General features: G+C 52.1%; 16 protein-coding genes and 1 tRNA gene. 6 read left to right on the top strand and 11 right to left on the bottom strand.

The genetic code is table 11. The features are described from left to right. Positions 1-229: 229 nt before the first annotated feature. The 3 genes from GmarT_RS22515 to GmarT_RS22525 all read right to left on the bottom strand — a co-directional run bounded on the left by GmarT_RS22515 (position 230) and on the right by GmarT_RS22525 (position 1449). A tRNA-Asn gene (locus GmarT_RS22515) sits at positions 230-302 on the bottom strand. Positions 303-457: 155 nt separating this feature from the next. Next, positions 458-901, bottom strand: coding sequence for an ATP-binding protein (locus GmarT_RS22520; protein WP_044238415.1), 444 nt, complete (start codon positions 899-901; stop codon positions 458-460). Positions 902-1092: 191 nt separating this feature from the next. Continuing rightward, positions 1093-1449, bottom strand: a complete 357-nt coding sequence (locus GmarT_RS22525; protein WP_002647021.1) for an STAS domain-containing protein — start codon at positions 1447-1449, stop codon at positions 1093-1095. Between the two features lie 756 nt (positions 1450-2205). On the opposite strand from GmarT_RS22525, the gene GmarT_RS22530 reads away from it, so the two are divergent. Next, positions 2206-3399: a hypothetical protein gene (locus GmarT_RS22530; RefSeq protein ID WP_149303261.1), complete on the top strand. Its 1194-nt coding sequence runs from the start codon at positions 2206-2208 to the stop codon at positions 3397-3399. Here GmarT_RS22530 and GmarT_RS22535 read toward each other — a convergent pair. Further along, a complete protein-coding gene (locus GmarT_RS22535) occupies positions 3361-4188 on the bottom strand; it encodes a dimethylarginine dimethylaminohydrolase family protein (RefSeq protein ID WP_002647019.1) in 828 nt (275 codons plus the stop codon). The genes GmarT_RS22530 and GmarT_RS22535 overlap by 39 nt on opposite strands. Positions 4189-4418: 230 nt before the next feature. Between GmarT_RS22535 and GmarT_RS22540 the strand changes: the two genes are divergently transcribed. The 4 genes from GmarT_RS22540 to GmarT_RS22555 all read left to right on the top strand — a co-directional run bounded on the left by GmarT_RS22540 (position 4419) and on the right by GmarT_RS22555 (position 9539). Then, the gene (locus tag GmarT_RS22540; protein WP_002647017.1) at positions 4419-6233 is read left to right on the top strand and encodes a M3 family oligoendopeptidase; all 1815 of its coding nucleotides are present in this window, start codon (positions 4419-4421) and stop codon (positions 6231-6233) included. Positions 6234-6547: 314 nt separating this feature from the next. Beyond that, positions 6548-7747 carry a homoserine O-acetyltransferase MetX gene (gene metX, locus GmarT_RS22545; protein WP_002647015.1) on the top strand — a complete coding sequence of 400 codons (1200 nt, stop codon included), beginning with the start codon at positions 6548-6550 and terminating at the stop codon, positions 7745-7747. A 17-nt stretch (positions 7748-7764) separates the two neighbouring features. Beyond that, the gene (metW, locus tag GmarT_RS22550; protein ID WP_230682436.1) at positions 7765-8457 is read left to right on the top strand and encodes a methionine biosynthesis protein MetW; all 693 of its coding nucleotides are present in this window, start codon (positions 7765-7767) and stop codon (positions 8455-8457) included. Positions 8458-8714: 257 nt separating this feature from the next. Then, a complete protein-coding gene (locus GmarT_RS22555) occupies positions 8715-9539 on the top strand; it encodes a ParA family protein (protein WP_044238348.1) in 825 nt (274 codons plus the stop codon). On the opposite strand, the gene GmarT_RS22560 is transcribed toward GmarT_RS22555, so the two are convergent. The 4 genes from GmarT_RS22560 to GmarT_RS22575 form a co-directional block, all read right to left on the bottom strand. Beyond that, positions 9540-10982: an oxidoreductase gene (locus tag GmarT_RS22560; protein WP_002647012.1), complete on the bottom strand. Its 1443-nt coding sequence runs from the start codon at positions 10980-10982 to the stop codon at positions 9540-9542. It abuts the gene before it with no gap. 134 nt (positions 10983-11116) lie between these two features. Further along, on the bottom strand, positions 11117-11815 hold the full coding sequence (locus GmarT_RS22565; RefSeq protein WP_002647011.1) for an SDR family oxidoreductase: 699 nt from the start codon (positions 11813-11815) through the stop codon (positions 11117-11119). 32 nt (positions 11816-11847) lie between these two features. Beyond that, positions 11848-12705, bottom strand: a complete 858-nt coding sequence (locus GmarT_RS22570; protein ID WP_002647010.1) for a ThuA domain-containing protein — start codon at positions 12703-12705, stop codon at positions 11848-11850. A gap of 91 nt (positions 12706-12796) precedes the next feature. Continuing rightward, positions 12797-13516: a 3-keto-disaccharide hydrolase gene (locus GmarT_RS22575; protein ID WP_002647009.1), complete on the bottom strand. Its 720-nt coding sequence runs from the start codon at positions 13514-13516 to the stop codon at positions 12797-12799. Between the two features lie 437 nt (positions 13517-13953). Between GmarT_RS22575 and GmarT_RS22580 the strand changes: the two genes are divergently transcribed. After that, a complete protein-coding gene (locus tag GmarT_RS22580; RefSeq protein ID WP_002647008.1) occupies positions 13954-14235 on the top strand; it encodes a hypothetical protein in 282 nt (93 codons plus the stop codon). A 100-nt stretch (positions 14236-14335) separates the two neighbouring features. Here GmarT_RS22580 and GmarT_RS22585 read toward each other — a convergent pair whose 3' ends face one another. The 3 genes from GmarT_RS22585 to uvrA form a co-directional block, all read right to left on the bottom strand. Next, entirely contained in the window at positions 14336-14998 is a 663-nt protein-coding gene (locus GmarT_RS22585) for a SpoVG family protein (RefSeq protein WP_002647007.1), read from the bottom strand. 38 nt (positions 14999-15036) lie between these two features. Beyond that, entirely contained in the window at positions 15037-15954 is a 918-nt protein-coding gene (gene ispE, locus GmarT_RS22590) for a 4-(cytidine 5'-diphospho)-2-C-methyl-D-erythritol kinase (RefSeq protein WP_002647006.1), read from the bottom strand. A 355-nt stretch (positions 15955-16309) separates the two neighbouring features. Further along, positions 16310-23269 (bottom strand): excinuclease ABC subunit UvrA, encoded by a 6960-nt coding sequence (gene uvrA, locus GmarT_RS22595; protein ID WP_002647005.1) that lies wholly within the window; start codon positions 23267-23269, stop codon positions 16310-16312. Between the last annotated feature and the right edge of the window lie 39 nt (positions 23270-23308).

Below are 23308 nucleotides of genomic sequence, written 5' to 3' on the forward strand. Positions count from 1 at the left end.
TGACGCACTCTAGAATCCCACTGTCAGCTGCACGAGCATCCCACATTCTTTAGCTGTTTGTGAGGTTCCCCAGATGAATCCGTTGCGGTTCGGAAGAGCGGTCACTTCCAGAGCTGAGTTGAGCCTCAACCAAATCCCCGATTCATTGATCGACAAAACAAAACCCCCAGCCACAAAACAAGTTGTGACTGAGGGTTGTTGGTTCGGATTGTGATCCAATTTTTAAAAGCTCCTCGACAAGGACTCGAACCTTGAACCTAGCGGTTAACAGCCGCTCGCTCTACCGATTGAGCTATCGAGGATTAGTGATGCGATTCAGGACTGCTCCCAACCACATTGTGCGTATAACATATTGTGAGAAATGTATGAAGTCAACCGATGTTAAACAGGAACCGCTTGGGTTCTGGCAAAATATTTGAGAAATTTGCCTGCTTGTAAGCATCGTAACTGTTTTGAGTCACTCAGCTTCGGAGTCTGGTGGTTTGGGGGAGACTCCTTTGATCTTTTCGAGAATCACTTTATTACCCTGTTCGTTATACTCGATGAGATTCATGAAAGCTCCCATCAGCATAATTCCCCTGCCACAGGGCCGCTCCAGGTTTTCGAGCAGTGTCGGATCGGGAACATGACTGCGGTCAAATCCTTCACCTTCATCCTGAATTTCAACGCGAACCCGCTCATCGCTGATCCAGCAGTTGATCTCGACACTTTTATCAGGAGACATGCGATTACCATGTTTAATCGCATTGACCAATGCTTCTTCGAGCGCCAGGCGCACCGAGAAGACATCTTTTTCCGGGTATTCACGTACCTCAAGAGCCTCGACGATTCTGGCCTGGACAGCCTGACCTTCCGAGGTATCACTGGGGATCGTTACTTCAAAGTGTTCGTCCGATGACATGAATTTGGCCAGCACACGATTTCTGGTGTTTATCCAGTAACTAATTCAAAGAGCATTCAAACTCACGCTGAGAAGGCTGCTTTCACAACTTACTTCTCAATTTGAACCTCTCACAATCATTGTTCTCAAAGACTTTTTACTGAGGGATAGTGTCGCAGGCAGGGAATGAATCTGCAATTATCAAGCCAAAGTTAAAACCCTTCAAGAGCCGCCTCCTGTGTTTCGGCGATGTCAAACAGCTGATTCAGCCTCGTAATGGCAAAAACCTCATAAATATCAGGACGAATTGAGCACAGCTTCAATTTACCTTTTGCCTTTTTCACCTTTTTATCCAGCGTAATCAACTTTCCCAGTGCAGCACTGGAAAGGTATTCGACGTTGGAAAAGTCAAGAATGATCTTCTTGCGTCCATCTTCATCAACAAGACCAAATAATTGAGTCCCGATGATCTGGATATTCCCTTCATCAAGAATCTTCTTGTCAATAAATTTTGCAATGGTGACATCTGAAACTTCCTCGATGTCAACACGACGGTGACCAGCTGCCATAATTCCAGCCCACCCTCTTCTAAAAAGATAAAATCCGACGTAGGCACATGAATTCCCGGTGAATCCATTATCGAAGATCTAACAACGACTGCCTGGCCCGATCGGAATCGATCATAAAACGAATTGAATCAAGTATCAAATTATACGTGTTAAGACTAAAAAAGAAATTATCTAAACAGATATTCCCGATAGACTAACATCAATTTGAATGAGGACCACAAGTCCCCGCTATTGCATGATCATCACGCTTTCTATCCTTGCTGTCAAGCATATTCACCAGATTGTTTGCGGGATTCTAAGGGTCTAAGTGCCATATTCAGCAGACTTTGTGTAATCTCGCAGGCTCAGAATGTCAAAACCCCCGTTTCTGAAGCGAAAACCGACATTCACCGCAGTTCAACACTTTTCCTGACCGTCCCTCTTCAAACGGGATTTTGTTAAGACATTCAGACATCCACCTGGATATTGTGTTAATCAAATGAAACAGGGCACCGGCCCAGACGGGCCATCTCCACCTGCGATGATTTCCTTTTGTCCGCGACGCCTTTCAAATCCGCGCGGAACGAATCCGCCATTACATCTGCAACTGTCATAACCCTGCTAACAGGGCTCCCGTTCGTTGAAACCTCTCCGCCACCTCATGCCACCATCACACGCACCACTTCGGGCGCGATGTTTGCCTTTTCAGTCTCTATGACCAACTTTATCTCGTCACAAAACCGTGATTGGGATCTGTCTGTTCAATCGGGGATTGTCATGCAACGCGACCTTACTTTCTTTACGCTCTTATTGGCTCTTTTTCTGAGTACCCCTGCAATTTCCCTGGCCGATGTGGAAATCACCCTGGACTCCGGTAACACGATTCATGCGGACTGCATTCAATGGGGAACCGACTCCACCCTGGTTCTCGAAACCGCGGGGCAACAATCCAGATCCATTTCTCTGGAAAGAATAGAACGTCTGAAGATCGAGAATTCAGACTATGACCGGGAAACCATCCAACTGGCAGCAGACCAATACTATCAGAGCCAGCCCGTTCAGTTTGCGTTTCATAAGCATAAAAAATATTACCCTATGCCTGTTCCCGTTTATCAGCGCCCGACGTATGCCCCTGTAGAACCGCTCTCCACTGCCTGCGAAACCCATTGCAGCCGGGGAGTCATCCTGGGAGTCCATGCAGACCCGTTAAGCGCCTACCAGCCTCTTTTAAAACAATACTACCCGAATGACGTACCCACGCTGGAACGCGGCTATGCACTGGGTCTGATGCGTGCAACTGTCGCACAACAGGCACTGGGATACGGGCCTGTTCCCGGCCTGATCCCTCCTATACCGGCTCCTGAACCGCTGCTGGGGAAATTAACTCAAATCAGCGTTCAGGCAACCCCGATCAACACACAGGGAAAAGCAGACTGGAACGCGCTGTCGGTCCGCCTGCAGGGATTTGACCAACTGGGGAATCCTGCTGCGTTAACGGGAAATGTAAAAATCCAGTTATTCGGTCAGCGGCAAATGCTGTTACCGGTCTGGGATCAGCGTTTTGCCGCTGTCCCCCAGAATACGATTACGCTGGGACAGTGGACCCGCAATTGTGCTACTACACCTCTGGCGAGAGCGCCCCGTGCAGGAAATCAGTTTGGCACCGGTCAGGCATCGGATCAGACCTGGATTGTCAAACTCTTTCCTCAAATCCCCGAGCATAACCTGAATATTTATGCGTTGGGAGAAGTTCAGGTCAGCCTGCTCTCACCCGGCAAGGGAACCTTTGCCGCCTCGACTCCCGCTGTTCCCCTGAAGCATATCTCCCTCAATCGAGATGCTTCGCTGGCGACGACCGGAACCCGGTTTTTTCCGGGAGAAACAACCTCGGCCGGGATCTCGCGAACAAGTCGGCTCAATCATAATGGCCCTTCAAGGCCAGACAGCCGCCCGTTCACCGTCCAGCCGTAAGGTCAGACACTTGGCGGATCCCCCGGCTTTAATGAATTCATCCAGAGGCGTACTTAAAGTCTGATAACCCCGCTGCTGCAGATCGGCTTCCAGTTGCGGACACCCCGTATTCATGACGACGGTTTCGCCCAGCACGACCGCATTGCAGGCAAATCGCTGCGCTTCTGCTTTAACCACAGGAATCAGATGCGGGATGTGCTCCTTTAAAGCGTGTTGCCCATATTCGTCAAAGGCGGGCGGGTAATAAATAGCTTCCGTTTCACTTAGAGGACAGAAACAGGTATCAAGGTGATAATAAAATTCGTCGACCAGTTGCAGAGGAATCACCCGGCAGTTCATCTCACCGGCAACCCACTGCAGGGCCCGGACGTCACTGCGAATCAGATAGCCGGCAAAGAGCGTATCGCCACAGAATAACGCATCGCCGGCACCTTCAAAATAAAAACCTTCGGGCATATCAATGGTTTCAAATCCGGCTGCTTGAAACCAGTCGCGATCCAGGGGTGTTTCTCCCTGACGCGCTGCGTGGCGAAACAGCGAGAGAAACACGCGATCCTTCCAGATCAAACCCGCATTGGCAGTGAAGACCAGATCGGGAAGCCCTTTGACCGGCGTCATGAGTTCGATTCGGGCCTCCTGTTTCTGCAACAGTTGATACAGCGCTTCCCATTGCTGCCTTGCTAAAGCCGGATCACTCTGCTTACTGCGGCTCATCCAGGGATTAATTTCGTATTCAATCCCATAGAAATCAGGAGGACACATCAGAATTGCCGGGGTCTCATAGATCAATGTACTGTCTTTCTCAGTCTCAACATGAAGAAAATCTCAGGCGCCGGGAATACTCTTATCAATATTATACCACAGACAGATTCGAAGCGTGGGAAGTTTTCTTTCCTCCACTTCCAGATTTCAAATCAGTGGCTCTATATCAGTGGCTCTATAATTGACGGAATGACCACTGATCCAATACAGTCAGTAGAGATGAATCACCTCTCTTTTTCTGAATTGGATTTACCGCTATGACTGAGTCTACCGCTTATCCGCTGACCTGGGAACTGGCCTCGCTGTACCCTCATCCCGAACAACCGGAGTTCGAGGACTGTCTCCAGCAGATAAAAGTGTCCCTGGAAGACCTGGTGGCACGTGTTGCGGGCCTGTCACAGGCGGTCGATCCACAGCAGCATGCTTCTCTCTGGGGAGATTTTCTGACCGACTATCAGTCTGCTGTCGCGGAGCTGGCGGGATTATTTGCGTTTCTGGAATGTTATTGTGCTGATGATGCACATAACAAACGCTTTCAAACATTGATGGCACGGCTGGCCAGTATTCGACCACTGAGGGAGAATATCGAAACCCAGTTGCAGCTGACCATCCGTGAAATCCCTGCGGAAGTGTTGCAGCAGTTTCTGGAACAGGATTCCCGCCTGAAGCAGATTCAGTTTTTCCTGGAAGACTCGAAACGGAACGCGACATTAAGACTCCCTAAGGAACAGGAAATCCTGGCATCGCAACTGGCCGTCGATGGACTGCATGCCTGGGGACGACTTTATGATCGGCTGTCAGGTGATCTGAAAATCCAACTGATGGAAAAAGGGGAACTGGTAGAACGTTCGCCCGGACAGGTCCAGTTCGATTCCCCCCAGCGTTTCGTGCGTCAGAATAATTTCTATGCAGCCAACAAAGCGTGGGACACGATTGCCGATTCGTGTGCCGACGCCTTGAATCACCTGGCAGGAACCAGGCTTACGCTCTACAGCCACCTGTCCGTGACAGACCATCTCGATGCACCATTAGTTTACAACCGCATGCAGCGGACCACCCTGAATACGATGTGGTCGGTGATCTCCCAGCGGAAACAGAAGCTGGTTCAGTTTCTCGATAAGAAAGCAGAACTGCTGGGTCTCGAAAAACTCTGCTGGTACGACCTGAATGCACCGCTGCCGCTTTCAGGTGGTGAATCTCCTGAACTCAGTTACAATCGCGCCTGTGAACTGGTCGTGAATTCATTTGAAAAGTTCAGTCCCGATCTGAGTCAGTTTGCAGAGACGGCACTCCGTGAACAGTGGATCGAAGCGGAAAATCGACCGGGCAAGCGTCAGGGCGGCTTTTGCACTACATTCCCGGTTCAAAAACAGTCCCGGATATTTATGACCTATACCGACTCGGCCGACAGCATGTCGACCCTCGCTCATGAGCTGGGGCACGCCTATCATTCGTACGTCTTAAAAGATGCTCCTTTTGTATTAAGCGATTACCCGATGAACCTGGCAGAAACGGCTTCCACTTTTGCTGAAGCCGTACTGGGTGAGCAACGTCTGAAAGCAGCCCGATCCCGTGATGAAGAATTACAGATTCTGGATGGCATGCTGGGAGACTCCGTAGCATTCCTGATGAATATCCACGCACGATTCCTGTTCGAAGACCGCCTGCATCGGGAACGGGCAAATGGAGAATTAACTCCCGAACGTTTTTCAGAATTGATGCTGGAGGCTCAAAAAGAAGCCTACGCGGGAGCCCTGGACGATTCCGGCTGGAACCCTTCCTTCTGGATTTCCAAACTCCATTTCTATATCAGCGAATTACCCTTCTATAATTTTCCTTACACCTTTGGATATTTACTCTCCCTGGGAGTTTATGCCCTGGCGGATACATTTACGGATCAGTCAGAGTTTGCGGACAAATACCGTGAACTCCTGATTGCCACCGGCTGTCAGGTAACAGAAGACGCCGTATCCAATACATTCGGCTACCATCTGGGTGAAGCGGATTTCTGGAACAAAAGTATTGATATTATCGACCGCCGCGTGGATCGCTTCCTGGAACTGGCAGACTGATCTCTGGCAGGGTATTGTGCTTAAAACCAGTGTCTTTTTCGAAAAAAGCCCTGTTTGACAGGGTCCTCCTGTTTCCGCCGCTGATCAATCCGGTGATCCGATTGAGAATGCCTCAGGATCTGAGGTCTTTCGATCCGTAGCGTGTCGAAATTCTTAACAAGCTTGGGTATACTGTCTGAACGACGGAAAACCGCTCCCGCGAGACCGGCTATCGGTCTGCTGAGAACGAATCGCGGTAGATCTGTTGAAACTAATAATGAACTGAATGACAGACAGCTGATGATTTTGCTGGAATACTGAAAAGCATTTATTCTATGGCAACACAACAGGAACTATCAGAAACCCGGCAGGATTCAGGGGTTGGAATTGTCCAAACCAGACTGGCAACCCTGTTTGCGCCTCCGAACTGGCTCAAGCTGGCAGGCGGCGGTGAACTGGGGCCGATCCAAGTCGCCTATGAAACTTATGGCGAATTGACCCCGGCGAAAGATAACGCGATTTTTATCTGTCATGCACTGACAGGAGACGCCCACGCCGCCGGTTACTATGAAGACGATGACGAGAAAGCCAAGCCGGGCTGGTGGGATGACTTGATCGGACCGGGTCGCACGCTCGACACGAATAAATACTATGTTATCTGTGCGAATGTACTGGGAGGCTGTCAGGGAACAACGGGCCCCGGCAGCATTAACCCGGAAACCAATCAGTCTTACCGACTCGGATTTCCTTTCATCACGGTTGGCGATATCGTCGAAGTGCATTCTGCCCTCATCAAACACCTGGGTATCGATCAGTTGCTCGCTGTCATTGGCGGCAGCCTGGGAGGCATGCAGGTTCTGGAATGGGCGACCCGCTTTCCCGATCAGCTGCGTGGTGCCATCTGCCTGGCTTCTGCGGCTCAACTCTCGGCCCAGGGAATTGCATTCAACGCGGTAGGCAGACGCGCCATCAAAACCGATCCGGAATTCAAGGACGGGGAATATGAAGTGGGAGCCGGTCCTCGCTACGGCCTGGCCCTGGCCCGCATGATCGCCCACATCACCTACCTGTCTGATCAATCCATCGAAATGAAATTCGGCAGACGCCTGCAGGATCACGATACCTTCACCTATGAAATGCTGCCGGAAGTGGAGTTTCAGGTCGAAAGTTACCTGCATTACCAGGGCAAGCGGTTTGTAGAACGCTTTGATGCCAACAGTTATCTCTACCTGACCCGCGCGATGGACTATTTTGATCTGGTCTCGCAGCATGGATCACTGGTCAAAGCATTAGGAAAAACAGATGCCCGGTTCCTGATCGCCTCTTATGATTCTGACTGGCTCTTTACGACCAGCCAGAGCAAGGAGATCGTCAGGGCTTTGATCGAGTGTGGAAAACATGTCTCCTTTATTGAGCTCAAAAGCCCGTTTGGACATGATTCCTTTCTGATTGAAATTGAACAGTTGAATAAGATGATTACCCCTTTTCTGGAACAGGCTTACTCCTCACGCCTCGCGGAAAGCAACAGGACTTAGTCAAGCGGATCTCAACCATGCGTGCTCAACATCGATATTGTATGCAGGACCCTTCCCTGGAGATGACCGACCGGTTACTGCTGGAACAGATCCACCCAGGCAGCCGCGTACTTGACCTGGGTTGTGGTGATGGTCGTCTGCTGGCACGGTTGCGTGAAGAACGGGATGCTTCAGTCCTGGGAATCGAAATCGATATCACTCAGCATCATGCCGCCATCGCACGCGGAGTGCCCGTGATCCAGGCCGACCTGGACGAAGGGCTGCTGGATATTCCGGATGGCGCCTTTGATTATGTGGTTCTGAGCCAGACGCTGCAGCAGGTGCTGCATCCCAAGCAGTTGCTGGAAGAGATGGTGCGTGTCGCCAAAAAAGCACTGGTTGTCGTCCCCAATTTCGGGAACTGGCGCATCCGCCTGCAGGTACTCAAACAGGGCCGCGCGCCGGTCACCGAAGTTCTGCCTTACGAATGGTATAACACCCCCAACCTGCATCTGATGTCCATGCATGATTTTCAGGACCTGATGCGGCTGCTGGGGATCGAAATCCTGCAGGAGATTCCGATTATCAATCACCGGGCGATTGAAAAAGCCTGGCTGGCCAACCTGCGGGCACAACATGTACTGTATGTTCTGCAGCGGCAGGAAACACCGGGGGAAACTCGAGTCTCCGAACAGACCTCGACCGGACACTCAGCGCCGATCCCTAGGTAAACGCCGGTCGACGCTGTTCCATTCAACACATCCTGGCGCAGCTCGAAATTCCGTCGAAATAATTCGCTTTTCCGCTGCCCGATTCCTGTTTCCAAAATTCGAATCTCCCGATATACTGCCCCACCTTCAGTATGGAAATGCTGGACTGTCATCCTGGTTTGCGACAAGACGACCGCGACCTAAGACATGAATACACAAGAGTTTGAAACAAGCAAGCGACCCGATTTTATCAAAGAGAAAGAGGGAAAGGACTCCCGATGCGTATCATAGCAATCATGAATCAAAAAGGGGGCGTCGGCAAAACGACGTCGAGCGTGAACATGGCTGCCGGTCTGGCGATGCAGGGCAAGAAAGTCTGCCTGATCGACCTTGACCCACAGGGACATGCCTCTTTACATCTGGGCATCGAGCCGTTCGGAAATGTCCCGACCGCTTACGATGTCTTTTCTGGATTTAAAACACTCGCCGAAACACGGCAACTGGTTGCCAAAAATTTATGGGTCGTGCCTGCGACGCTGGATCTGGCAGCCACAGAGCTGGAACTGGTCGACGCGGACAACCGCGAAATTGTTCTGCGTCAGGCGATCCGCAAAATGGCGGAGACCGAACCGTTCGACTACATCATAATGGACTGCCCCCCTTCCCTGGGTGTGCTGACCATCAACGCGCTGACAGCGGCCAGCGAAGTCATTATTCCCCTGCAGCCACACTTCTTTGCGTTACAGGGGCTCTCTAAACTGCTCGAAACGACGGCGCTGGTCCGTCGACGTTTGAATCGCGAACTGCGCGTTTCGGGAGTGGTACTCTGTCTGTACGAAACCGGCACCCGACTGGCGGCAGACGTGACCGACGACCTGAGTGCGTTCCTGAATAACAGCGATCCGGAAGCACCGTGGTCGTCTGCGAAAGTATTCCAGAGCCGGATTCGGCGGAACATTAAACTGGCCGAAGCGCCCAGCTATGGGCAGTCTGTCTTTGATTATTCCAGTTCCTGTCCCGGTGCCAAAGATTACGGCGGACTGGTCACCGAAATCATTGCCGACGAACAGGTGGAAGAGTCACCGATTCAACAGGCAGCCTGATCACTCGGCTGGCTTCTGCTTCGCTTCCAGTTTCGCTTTCGCTTCTTTCCAGAGCGGATCGTAAACCTCTTTGTCAAACGGAGGACATCCGGTGGGATACTGTCCCAGGGGATGGTCCTTCGTGCGCATGAGGTTCGTGCAATACGAAAACGTCCGACAGACGGTTTTACGATTGAGCTTTCCTTCTTCCTGCAACTGTTTCGCAAACTCAGGCTGCGAGAGTGTGGCGCGTCCCATACCTACGATGGAAATGTTTCCTGATTCCACATTCGCCGCAGCGGCATGCATGGCAAAGTCCTGCAGCCAGCTGTAGCCACTGCCGACCACGGGAATATCCGGGACCGCTGCCTGGATCTGACCGGCAATCCGGAAATGACGGGCCACGCCGATCAGCGGATGTTCGGGAGCATGGTAGCCATCGGTGGGCGGAAACTCGGCGGGTCTCACGATATGCGGGTTCGCATAAGGATTTCCGTTGGAGATATTGATCATGCTGACGCCCCACTCTTTCAGGAGTTTAGCCACCTGGATCGGTTCCGTCAGATCTTCCTGCAGATGATCGTCGGGATTGGTACCGAACGCGGTTTGCAGCGGCAGCTCATGTGGGCAGGGTTCGCCGATAAAGTCATCACCGGCCCCCTGGTAGGGAATCCCGTCGTAACCATTCATGCGGGTGCCGATCACCAGGGTCGGACACTCTTCACGAATGCGTTTGACGACGTTGCGCACCAGACGCGTGCGGTTCTCTAGCGAACCACCATATTCGCCGGGACGATTTTTCGCAGCCAGTAATTCGGAAAGCAGATAGCGGTGACACTGCTTGATATCAACAAAGCCGACTCCAATCGATTCCGCCAGTTTCGCAGCCGTGACATACTGGTCTTCAATGCGTTTCAGATCATCGTCTGAGAGCAGCGGATAACTGTCATCGACGATGCGCCCGGTTGATTTCTCTACAGTGCGAGGATCAAGGACCTGGTCATGGGTGGCCAGCAGAGGTTTTTCAAAACTGAACCGCCCGGAATGCGTTAACTGCAGACCGATCACCAGGCCATCAGCTGAACCGAAGACTTCCGTATGTGCTTCGCGGCAGCCGGCCAGCATCTTTTCCAGCGAAGATGCCGTTTTTTCATTGATCATCAACTGGCGGGGATTCATCCGCGCTTCCGGGCCGATCGCAGTCGCTTCCCCCCAGATAAGTGAAGCCCCCCCGGCTCCGAATCGCTGATAACGTCGATACGTCAATTCATCAGGGAAGCCGTCTGTTGTACCGTCACAGCCTTCCATTGGCTGAATGCCGAGTCGACTTTTCGCCTGCAGATGACCAATCTGAATCGGTTGATAGAGCACATCAAAGTTATCGGAAACCTGAATCGGACAGCCCAGACGTTCGGAGTCTGCGACCACGTCGGCAGGAGTTTTATATTTAAAGTATTTGGCCATGCTGGAAGACTTCTTGAATGCAGTTTGAGATCACGGACGTTCATTTTATTACTGCAACGAGTTTACTCAAACCGAAAGTGAAATGCCATTCACCACCCGGAATCGAGATCTGCTGCCGGAGAGAGTGAAAAACGTCAGGCAGGAGCCGTTAACGATTTCCCGTTATCGCGGGCGGAGAGCTTCAGCAGAAAGGGAACTGCTGACTCGGCCCATTGCTCAGCCGTCGCATAATGATCGGCGTGCTCACCGAAACAGCTTTGCAGTAGGGCTGTGTTAATAATACCCGGATTCAGGGGAATCGCCGCCATGCCCCGCGGTAATTCCTGCGCCAGAGACTGCGTTAACCCTTCGATGGCCCACTTGGTCGCACAATAGGAGGCGACTTCTGCAGAAGCCGAACGCCCCCAGCCGGAACTGAAATTGACAATCACACCAGACTGACGCGCGACCATCGCGGGTACAAAGTGACGAATCGTATTGATGGTCCCTTTGATATTGACGTCAATGATCTGATCGATCTCGTCAGCGGAGATTTCCCAGAGCGGCGCGTTCTCATTGATCACGGCGGCGTTGTTCAACAACAGATCGGGCGGTCCCAGTTGATCGATTATCGTCGTCGCCCAGTTCTCGACCGCGCGGTCATCGGCTACATCGACGGCAGAAAAATGATGCGTGGTACCGAACTGCTCTGTGAGCTCGCTAATTTTATCGGCAGAGCGTCCGCAACCAGCGACGGTGTGCCCTGCTGCAATCAACGCTTGTGTCATGGCGCGTCCCAACCCCTGGGTCACGCCGGTGATGACAATCACTTTCGACATGCTGGCTTTCGACATGCTGGCTTTCCCTGATTCTGCTGTTCGTCAGCTTATTTCGATTCTGTTTTCGCAGCGGCTGCCGCTTTTTCTTCTTCTTGTTTGGAAAGCTCCGGATTGGGGGGCACGTCGGCCGGTGCGTCGCCTCGAATCCATTTGATGGCTCCGATCACGGATTCCTGGAACATGGGATTGGCCCAGGTTTCGGGATTGTGGCCCAGGTTGTTGACGAAGACTTTTCCCGCGCCCCATTCCTTGGCCCAGGCGACTGGCACCTGATAGGGTTTCTTTGGATTACACTTTTCCATGTTCAGACTCATCAGGACATGTACTTTTTCCGGCTGCCAGTTTTTGTACTGGTAGATTTCATCTTTAAACTGGAATTCTTTCCCGAACGGTTTCATCGCCGGAAAATCAGGATTGTGTACGGTAATCGTGACCGTATTCCCGGCTGTCCAGGGATGCCCATTAAACGAACCGCCCACCATGTCCCAGTAAGGTTCATAAGATTTATAAGTGTCAGTGGCCGAGTGAAAGCCGATAAACCCGTGCCCTTTCTGCTTGAGCCAGTCGTTCAGAAAATACTGCATATCCTCTTCTTTGATGGGCAACATACCTGTCGTGTAGAACATCACGAGATCGTAGTTCTGCAGATTCTCTTTCGTGAAATCTGCGGCGGCGTCCTGGGTACAATCCACGGTAAACAGTCCGGACTGCTTGCCTAACTGAATCATGGCGATTTCCGCGGGAGCCAGTTTCTCTTCCTGTCGTTTGACGGAACCGTGCGTGTAACCTTTGCTCTGTGTGAGCATCAGCACCCTGGTTTTCCCCTCGGCGGCATCAGCATCAGAAGAGAATGCCAGGACAGAACACACCAGCAGACAGCAGGCTGCCAATAATCGAAAACTCATGGTGATCGCTCCACAGTTGAGTATGTATAAGTTATGTGAATTCAGACAACCATTTTAAGGAGAACATCTGAATGATTGCAAAGCAAAAGACTCAATCGGTCAGTTTCTGCACGCGGATGTTGCGAAATTCGACGGCGTCGCCTTCGGATTGAATACCGAAAAAGCCGGACTTCAGTTCGCTGGGCTTCGAGGTGGCGATCTGTGTGCCGTTCAGGACAGACGTCAGCGCCCCGTCTTTGCAGACGACTTCAATGGTATTCCATTCCCCAATCGGTCGGCGGGCTTTTTCGCGGGCTGCTTCATTGTCTGTCACTTCCAGCTGGATCTCTTTACTGTTCGATTTGATATGAGCCATCTCTGCGAATTTGCCTTGCACTTCCAGGCATTTCGGCCAGATCCGGTTTTCGCCGGTGATAAAAAACAGGAACCCGGTATTCGGATTTTCATTTTTTTCGGCGGATTCGGGGAAACGATATTCCAGGCGGATCGTACAATTGCCGAACGACTCGTGAGAATACAGGTAACCGCGGGGCGTGCCTTTACAGGATAGTACACCGTCTGTTTCGCTCCAGTTTTTCCCCTCGACGGGTTCTTTGGATTTCGCATTGAAAACTTCAAAGTCTTTGAGACTGAGCAGGGTGAAACCTTCTTCCACATCGAATAATGTTTCTAACGTTTTTTCAGGAAGATCGATGGCAGAAACTTCGTCGGCGGCTTCTTTTTTTTGTGCTTCCGTCGGGCCGGAATCAGAGCAGGCCGCCAGCAGACAGGCCAGTGAAAGCAGAGGCAAAAGTCGATTCAGGGATTTCATAAAACGTCTCTTTCCGAAAAGTCAAATAATAATTCTGATCTGAAGCGTAACTTCATCTTGTATTCACATTCTAACGTACAATACCGGCAACACATAAGTGAAGACGTACGAAATCATGAAGACGATTTCAACACTTTTGATATCTGATTCTGGAGATATGAATCCAATCTGAAAACAGACGAACGCCAGTCACCCCACCTGCCTCTCAAGACAGCTATAATCGATACAGCTTCCTTCAACTCAGTAGATTTACTGAAGAAAAGAACGAAGAAATGCGGGAGAAGCCGCAGAAATTACCGATACATAATACAAACTCTCCTTTGACTGAATCGCCTGACAGGGAAACTGTTTCACACCAGAACCAAACCAACTGACCCCGGCGACCGGTGTCTTCCAAGCACGATTTCGGTAACTTACCGGGATAGAAATGGGCTATCATGCAACAATTAGTGACTTCTCCGCCAGGAGAAGAATTGAAGACAATCCAACCAGAGTCTGCGACTCTCACTCAGCGAATTGAGGAGGCAGCAGCAGATCAGCGACAAATTCTGAGTATTTCCGTGCTGGAATGGCTGAATGCGGAACTGCGAAAAGAGGTCGAAAAGAAAGAAATTGTCGCTTTCCATCCGAGCGAAAATGTACTGGATCGTCTGCAGAGTATGCTGACATCCAAAGCAACCGGCATTACCATCATGGTGGTCGGTCTGTTCATGATGTAACAGTCATGCCGACCAGGTAACCTGAGGACGTGGACCTGTAAGTGATTCTGCTATGACTGCAGTCCTCTGCTGCATAGCAGAATCGGAAACCCGTCTGAGTTCAAACGATACCAGATCCGAACGTATCCCCCTTACCCCCTGCCTCATTATCATTGGATGTGACTTTCTTGGGGGCGGGTTGATCATCTGCCGTGTGATGGGGTCGGCTGCGGTCCGAACCTGACTCGCCAGAATCGATACGAAAAACCTGACTCCCCTTACGAATATGCGTTGATTCCGCAGCGGGAGACTGTGAGACGGGTGCCTCTTCGTAGTCTTCTTCGTAGGGTCCCAGGCGGGCAAAGTCCTCTTCGCCGAAATCGTCGTAGCGACAGATGTAGCCATCCTGCTGGGCTGAAACTTTTTCTTCCCGGTAGGCTTTCAGGACCTCTTCCTGGATCAGTTCACGGCACTCGGAATTGATGGGATGGGCGATATCCGCGTATAGCCTGGCACGGCCGGCGTCATCTTTGTCGGCTCGATTTTCATCGAGTCTGATACCACACTGATTGCAGAAGGAAGCGCGCAAATGGTTTTTGGTGTGACATTTGGGACACCGGTCCATCAGCTTGCGGCTGGGCATTGCCACGAAGGCACCTTTTGCCCCCTGGATGATTTTCAGATCTCGGATAACAAACGAAACATCGAAAGTAATTGAGCAAAACGCCAGTAATCTTTCGTGTGGATCATTCATCAACTTGATGCGTACTTCACTGATCTCCATGGCCTCACTCCATTTGTGCCAAATTTTAAAATGCTCATCTATAGGCGGTTCTGGACGACAAATACATGCCCTTTCACTGTGGATCGTAATCGCGCAGCAATTTGAGATGCCTGTGCTCTGTTTTGGCAGACTCCAAAGTAGGCAGTCCCACTTCCACTCATCATATGCCCCAAAACGGACTGTTTTGAGAAGTAATCTTTTAATATTAATATATCGGAATTCAGTTTTTCGGCGGGTGCCTGCAGATCATTCAACATCAGGCTGGATAATGCATGAAATTGACCAGAAGCCAGGTTGCTGACAAGTTGTTCCACCTGATTTTCCGAGTGACTTCCCACTCGACAGTGCCGATAAACTTCCGCCGTTGATAAACCCGACTGAGGTCGCACAACCACAAAATGCAGACATTGGGGAACAGAAACAGGTTCAATGATTTCGCCTCTCCCGCGACAGATGGCACTGTGGCTGGCTGTCAGAAAGAAAGGAATATCACTGCCCAGTTTCGCCGCGATTTCACACAGTTCTGAAATCGACAATCCCAGACGCCAGAGTTTATTGGCAGCAAATAAGGCTGCAGCTGCATCACTCGATCCTCCGCCCAGCCCGGCTTCAGCTGGAATCCGCTTGATCAACTCAATGCGAATTCCCTGATGTTGCCCCGTCTGTTCCTGAAGTAACCGGATTGCTCTCACAACCAGATTCTCTTCACCCGCGGGGATACGCTGCCGGTTTTTCTTGAGTGGAGTGAGAAGTGAATTGGCTTCGGTAACACGCAACTCGACTTCTGCTGAAGGTTCCTCCGTGAAAACTAAAGTGTCGTATATTCCTACCGAGAGCATCAACGAAGTAATTTCGTGAAAGCCATCGGATCGTTTATCATCGATGCTTAAGTACAAATTTAACTTAGCAGGAGCGTGAACTGTCAGGGTGCCAGGATTGGAGTAAGCGAATAGCATCCGTCACAATTCCAAAATTCCTACTTTAATAACGAGGCGATCCTCGTTTATTGAACAGGTCCCCACCTTTTGAGTTGTGAGAGAAAAGAGCAGCTTGACCTGATTAAGATTCGACTTGTATACGACGAGGTAATATTAAGACCATTACCACAAGAGGTATCCTATCTGTTCCTTGAAAAAACGTCAACATCTTTTCCCGAGAGAGGTGATTTCCCTCAGCACTGTTTCCAGTTTTACCGTAGCGATTCCAGGTCTATTCGGACCGAGTATATTAGATTGAGAGTCGCTATGATTAAATGTGATCCACTCTATAAAACAAGGGAATTCCACAAGCATTTCTGAGAGCGTGCGACACTTAAGTAATTGATGCCAGTAACGCTTTGAACGATTTTGACTCGACCTGTTTTTTCTGAGTGAAGCGAATGCGGGCCTGTTCCTTGCCTCGCGCATCCGTTTTTATCTCCCGCTCATCCCCCAAGTCAGCAATTTTACCCAGAGTAATCTTGCCCGCCGTTCCCTGCAGCGTCAGATCGACGCCTTCACGACGTTTGGTATGCACGGTAAGAAACGGTTTCTTTTTCCCGGCGTGCGACAGATTGACCAGCGACTTACTGTCCCACTGGTATGCTGCATGCGGGTAAGTCTGCTCCAGCAGATCAAATAAGGACTCCAGCAGTTCCGCATCCCAGCGGACCCGTTTATTGTTCGGGAAGCCTTTCCGGGAAAGATGCCATTTCTTTTTCAAGACTTTCCAGGGCATGATCTCCTCGGGCTTAATTTCCTCACGGTGAATCAGACCGAGGTACGATTCGCAAGAGGTCTCCAGAAACTCCTGGAAGCCGGGCGTCGCGATTTCTTCCTGCCAGTGGATCGTCAGGCTGACTTCCTGCCAGGGGCCTTTCAGGTTTTTGACGCGGACCCGATTTGAGCGACCGTAGATCGGCAGTTCATCCAGATCGTCCAGCGACTTTAAAGACAACTGATCGCGCAGTTCATCCTGTTTGAACGTATTGCGTTTCACGCGGAAGCTGAGCCGCAACAGCCATTCATCGCCGGTATTGGCATGCAGGAACCAGCCCTGCTTTTTCACCGGGCCATTGACTTCGACGATGCTGCGATGATTCCAGTTAATCTCGCCGAAGCCCTCTTTGTTTTCGATAAAGTCAATCACAGTTTCCAGAGCCGCACCTTCCCACTGACAGGCGGCTCCTGACAGGGAAACATGATCCTGGGTATGCCAGCGGCGTCCCTCTTTCTGCCACGGCATCTGGGCGTCGCGACCGATCTGTTTGAGATCGAGATCGCCCTCCTGCTTTTCTCCCAGGCTCTGCGCGTCAAAGATTTCGCGTTCCACGCGTTTCCCCGTTGAGATGATCGGCTGCAGGATCTCACCGGTATAAGATCTGAGTAACGGTTCCTGACTCGTTTTGCGTGATTTGGTGGCTTTGCCCTGTTTCTGAAAACGCTCTGCATGTTCGACCAGTTTCTCAGGCGTTCCCGCAGCAATGATCTGTCCGCCCTCACTGCCGGCTTCCGGCCCGACGTCGACCAGCCAGTCTGCTGTTTTGATCACATCCAGATTATGTTCGATGACAATGACGGTGTTACCCAATTCCACCAGGCTGTTCAACACCTTCAGCAGTTTGGCAATGTCGTCGAAATGCAGACCCGTAGTCGGTTCGTCGAGCAGATAGAGCGTCTTGCCGGTACTGGGTCGCGCCAGTTCGGCTGCCAGTTTCACCCGCTGCGATTCTCCGCCGGACAGCGTTGGCGCGGATTGCCCCAATGTCAGATAGTCCAGACCGATCGCACACAGCGTTTCCATCGTGCGGCGGATGGCGGGAATGTTATTGAATAACTCGGCCACTTCGCCGATTGACATTTCCAGCACATCCGCGATGGATTTTCCTTTATATTTGACCGAGAGAGTCTCCTGGTTATAACGTTTGCCGTTACATGTTTCACAGGTCACCCAGACATCGGGCAGAAAGTGCATTTCGATGCAACGCTGGCCATTCCCATCACAGTCTTCACAGCGACCGCCGGAACGATTGAAGCTGAAGCGGCCCGGTTGATAGCCGCGCACTTTGGCATCCGGCAGCCGCGAGAATAGTTCGCGGATCTGATCGAAGACGCCGGTATAAGTCGCCGGATTGGAAGCGGGCGTGTTTCCCAGCGGTTTCTGATCGACGATAATCGCTTTATTGATCTGGTCGAGCCCCAGCAGATCGTCATGCGGTCCGGGTGCTTCTTTGGAACGATGCAGTTTTTTGGTCACTGCCCGGGCCAGTGTTTCTTCCACCAGCGAACTTTTGCCCGATCCCGATACGCCCGTAATGCATGTGAATGACCCCAGGGGAATTTTCAGATCGACGGACTTCAGATTGTGCTGCCGGGCGCCCTTTAATTCCAGCCAGTGACCGGTGGGGGAAAGCGGCGTCTCTGTCTTGCCCTGTTTTTCATAGATCACACGCCGTTCCTGAGGCAGCGGGATCGTCAGTTGATCCGCAAGATACTGGCCGGTGAGTGATTTCTTTTTGCGTTTGAGCTGTTTGGGTGAACCTTTGCCGACAATGGTCCCCCCAAAGCGGCCTGCGCCGGGTCCAAAATCGTACAGACAGTCCGAGGCTTCCAGGACTTCGCGATCATGCTCGACCATTACAATCGTATTGCCGATATCGCGGAGTTTTTTCAGTGTGTTGATCAACCGCGTATTATCGCGGGGATGCAGGCCGATCGTGGGCTCATCCAGCACATACAACACGCCTGTCAGCGAACGTCCTACCTGCCCCGCCAGACGAATTCGCTGGCTCTCTCCGCCGGAGAGTGTGGGCAGCGGACGACTCAGCGTCAGATATTCGAGTCCCACATCGACGAGGAACTGCAGGCGGCTCGTGGCTTCTTTGATCAGGTCTCCCGCGATCTGCTTTTGCCGTTTGTCGAGTTTTGCGGTCTTGATAAACGCAAGCGCCGCTTTCAGAGGGAGATCACAGAACTGGCCGACGGTCTTCCCCTGAAAGCGGACCGCGGCGGCATCCGTTCGCAGGCGACTCCCGTTACAGACCGAGCAGGGAACTTCGCCTGTCATCTCCTGCAGTCGACTGCGAAAGCCAAACGAAAGGCGCGAGGCTTCTTCAATGGCCGGGTAGAGACCTTTGTACTGAAACTGAACTGTGCCTGCTTCGTCGAGGGGAATCCAGCGATCTTCATCGCCGTACAACACAAATCGCTGCTGTTTCACACTCAACTGATTGAAGGGGACATCCAGGGGAATCCGAAACTGCTTTGCGATCGCGTCCAGAGTTATTTTGAATTTGGCGTTGGTCCGGGGATCAGGCCAGGCGGCGACGGCCGCGTCCTGCAGACTGCGGTTGGGATCGGGAATCAGCTCGGACAGGTTCGTACCCAGTTCGGTTCCCAGCCCTTCACAATATTCACACCAGCCCAGCGGACTGTTAAAGGAGTAATTGTGAGGTGTCAGTTCTTCAAAGCTCTGGCCACACTGATCGCAGAAGTAGAACAGGCTGAAGGTTTCGAAATCCCATTCCTGTTCAGGAACTTCATCGTCGCAGTAGCAGGCATACATCAGACCTGCGCCAAGCGCTAGCGCGGATTCTACGGAATCAGCAATCCGCGAACGGTTTTTAGCAGCGACGGTGATGCGGTCGATGACCACTTCGACTTCATGTCGACGACGGCGGTCGATATCGGGAACCTCTTCCAGGCGACAGGTCACGCCATCGATGCGAACGCGCAGGAAGCCCTGCGATCGTAATTTTTCCCAGAGCGTTTCGTAAGCCTGACCCACGTTGATATCAACGGGTGCCAGAATCAACAGTCTGGTGCCTGCTTCCATTGCGAGAATGCGTTCGATCACTTCGTCGGTGGTCTGTGTTTCCACGGGAACATCGCAGTCGGGGCAGTACATGGTTCCCAGTCGCGCATAGAGCACACGCAGGTAATCATAGATCTCCGTGACCGTACCCACGGTGGAACGGGGAGAATGGCCTGTGGTTTTCTGTTCGATGGCAATCGCCGGCGAAAGGCCGTGAATATGCTCGAATTTGGGTTTGGGCATCTGTCCCAGGAACTGCCGTGCATATGCAGACAGAGATTCGACATAACGACGCTGTCCTTCGGCGTAGAGCGTATCCATGGCCAGCGACGATTTGCCACTGCCGCTCGGGCCACAGAAGACATTCATCTGGTCGCGGGTGATCTGCAGATCCACGTTCTGCAGGTTATGCTGGCCTGCGCCGCGAATCGTAATCTGCGAACTGTCGCCGTTGGACTTTCCGTTCCGCTTCGTGCTGGCAGACTGCCAGCGCAAATGGGGATTGTTTAAGATCAGCGCCTGTTTCTTTTTGCCTTTGACGGTTTTTGCGGGAACCAGATCAGTCTGTTCTTTGAGTGCCAGTCCAGTATAGGACCAGGGACAGGCGGCAACTTCTTCCGGCGTGCCTTCGACCAGAATGGTGCCTCCCCCTTCGCCTCCTTCGGGGCCGAGATCAATCACCCAGTCGGCGGTTTTAATCACATCCAGATGATGTTCGACCACAAGCACCGTATTGCCGGCGTCCGCCAGGTGATGCAGAACCTTGAGCAGCAGCTTCACATCGGCAAAATGCAACCCGGTCGTCGGCTCATCCAGCAGATAAAAGGTACTGCCTGTGGAACGTTTCCCCAGTTCGCGGGCCAGTTTCACCCGCTGGGCTTCTCCGCCGGAGAGGGTTGGCGAGGGTTGTCCGAGTTTCAGATAATCCAACCCCACATCATGCAGAGATTCGAGCAGCTTTAAGATTTTGGGGACGTTCTGAAAATGTTCGATCGCCTGCTGAATGTCCATCTCGAGCACTTCAGCGATGTTCGCACCTTTATAGCGGATCTCGAGTGTCTCATGATGAAAGCGGCGGCCTTCGCACACCGGACAGGGGACCCAGACATCCGCGAGAAAGTCCATCTCCAGTTTATTAGCGCCGTGTCCTTCACAGGCTTCACAGCGACCGCCGGGAACATTGAAACTGAAACGCCCCGCTTTATAACCCCGCATCCGGGAATCGGGGAGCTTCGTATACAGGTCCCGAATCAGATCGAATACCTTCACGTAAGTCGCCGGATTGGATCGGGGTGTGCGGCCGATGGGGGACTGATCGATGTCGATGGCTTTATCGATCAGTTCCAGTCCGGTCACACTCTGATGCGACCCGGGATCGCCTTTGCCTTTGTTGACTTTCTGATTCAGAACCGGCCAGAGAATATCATTGATGAGAGAACTTTTCCCGGACCCGCTCACGCCCGTTACACAGATCAGCCCCTTGGTGGGGATGCGGGTGGTGATGTCTTTGAGGTTATGATGTTTCGCCCCTTTAATCACAATCGAATCTTTTTTGACGAGCGACCGCCGCTGTTCAGGGATCTCGATCTTCTCTTTACCGGCGAGAAACTGTCCGGTGACGCTCTCTTTTGCTTTGAGAATTTTCTGATACGAGCCTTCTGCAACGATGTAACCGCCACGCACACCAGGGCCGGGTCCGAAGTCCACAATGTGATCGGCGGCGCGCATCGTTTCTTCATCGTGTTCGACAACGATGACGGTATTGCCCTGATCGCGCAGGTCACAGAGACTTTCCAGCAGCATCGTATTGTCGCGGGGATGCAGGCCAATCGAAGGTTCATCCAGAATGTAGACGACCCCCACCAGGCCACAGCCAATCTGCCCGGCGAGGCGAATTCGCTGACTTTCACCGCCGGAAAGTGTGGGCGCGGTGCGATCCAGCGTCAGGTAATTCAAGCCGCAACGCAGCAGAAACCCGAGTCGGCCACGAATCTCTTTGAGGACTTCGTCGGCGATCAGTAAACCGGTTTCGTCCAGGTCCAGTGTTTCAAAGAAACCGGCGGCTTCTTCAATACTGAAAGCACAGACCTCGGGCAGCGTTTTTGAACTGTGTGTCTGTTTGCTGGAGTATGCATCACTGAGAGAGGTGATGCGCACGTGCCGGGCCTGCGAATTCAGACGCGTGCCCTGACAGCTCGAGCATTCGACAAAGTCCATGTATTTTTCGAGCTGTTTCCGCCGCATGGGATTACTGGTTTTGCGATAACTTTCCAGCAGTTCTTCGACATAGCCGTCCCACGTGCCCCCATGTTTCCAGATGCCCCCCGAATGCCGCCAGCTGAAGGTGATATTACGATCGCCGGTACCGTACAGAAACTGCTGTTGAGCGGCGGCAGGCAGTTCGTTCCAGGGAGTTTTCAGGAAGCTGTCTTCAGGCAGATTCAGATCGTTTTCAATCGAACGGGCCACGCCATTATAAATGTGACGGCGCCACTTACCGACTTTGCTGAGCGGGCCCAGCAGTTCGAAAGCTCCTTTTTGAATCGACACGGTCTCTTTGGAGATCAACGCATCGAGCGGAAAATCATACCGCATGCCCAGCCCGTTACATTCACCGCACATCCCGAGGGGACTGTTGAAGCTGAACAGCTGCGGCGTGGGTGGTTCGTAACTGATGCCACAATCGGTGCAGGCATAGCGGGAACTGTAGAGTTTGTCCTGCAGGCTTTCTTCGCTGTCGCTGCTCTCTGTTTTCTTTGAGACTTCCGTGGCGATAATCAGGGTGCCGTTCGCCAGTTTCAAGGCGAGTTCCACGGACTCCGCCAGGCGGGCCCGGCTGACTTTGCCGGCAACGAGACGGTCGATCACCACTTCGATCGTATGACGCATCTGGCGGTCGAGCTGCAACTGGTCTGAAAGTTGAATAATGCGACCATCCACGCGGGCCCGCAGAAAGCCCTGTTTGAGCAGGTCTTCGAAGAGGTCTTTGTATTCCCCCTTCTGCTGCTGAATCAGCGGCGCGAGAATGGAATACCGGGTCTTATCGGGGAGTACCGCGATCGAATCGATAATGCGTTCACTGCTCTGCGAGCTGATTGGTTTGCCGCAATTTTCGCAGAAGCCCTGCCCGACGCGGGCAAACAGGACGCGGAGGTAATCGTAAATTTCGGTGATCGTCCCCACGGTACTGCGGGGATTGCGTCCGCTCATTTTCTGCTGAATGGAAATCGAGGGTGCCAGCCCGGAAATCGCATCGACTTCGGGTTTGGGCATCTGCCCGAGAAACTGGCGTGCGTAACTGGACAGTGATTCGACGTAGCGCCTTTGACCTTCTGCATAGAGCGTATCAAAGGCGAGTGAACTTTTACCGGAGCCACTCACGCCGGTCATGACGATCAGCTGATTGCGGGGGAGGCGCACACTGACATTCTGCAGATTGTGCTCACGGGCACCGGTAATAATAATATCTTTTTGTGACATGGACCGCGTTATACCAATCGGCTGATGCCGCGCTGAAAA

The organism is Gimesia maris (assembly GCF_008298035.1).
Lineage (GTDB): Bacteria > Planctomycetota > Planctomycetia > Planctomycetales > Planctomycetaceae > Gimesia > Gimesia maris.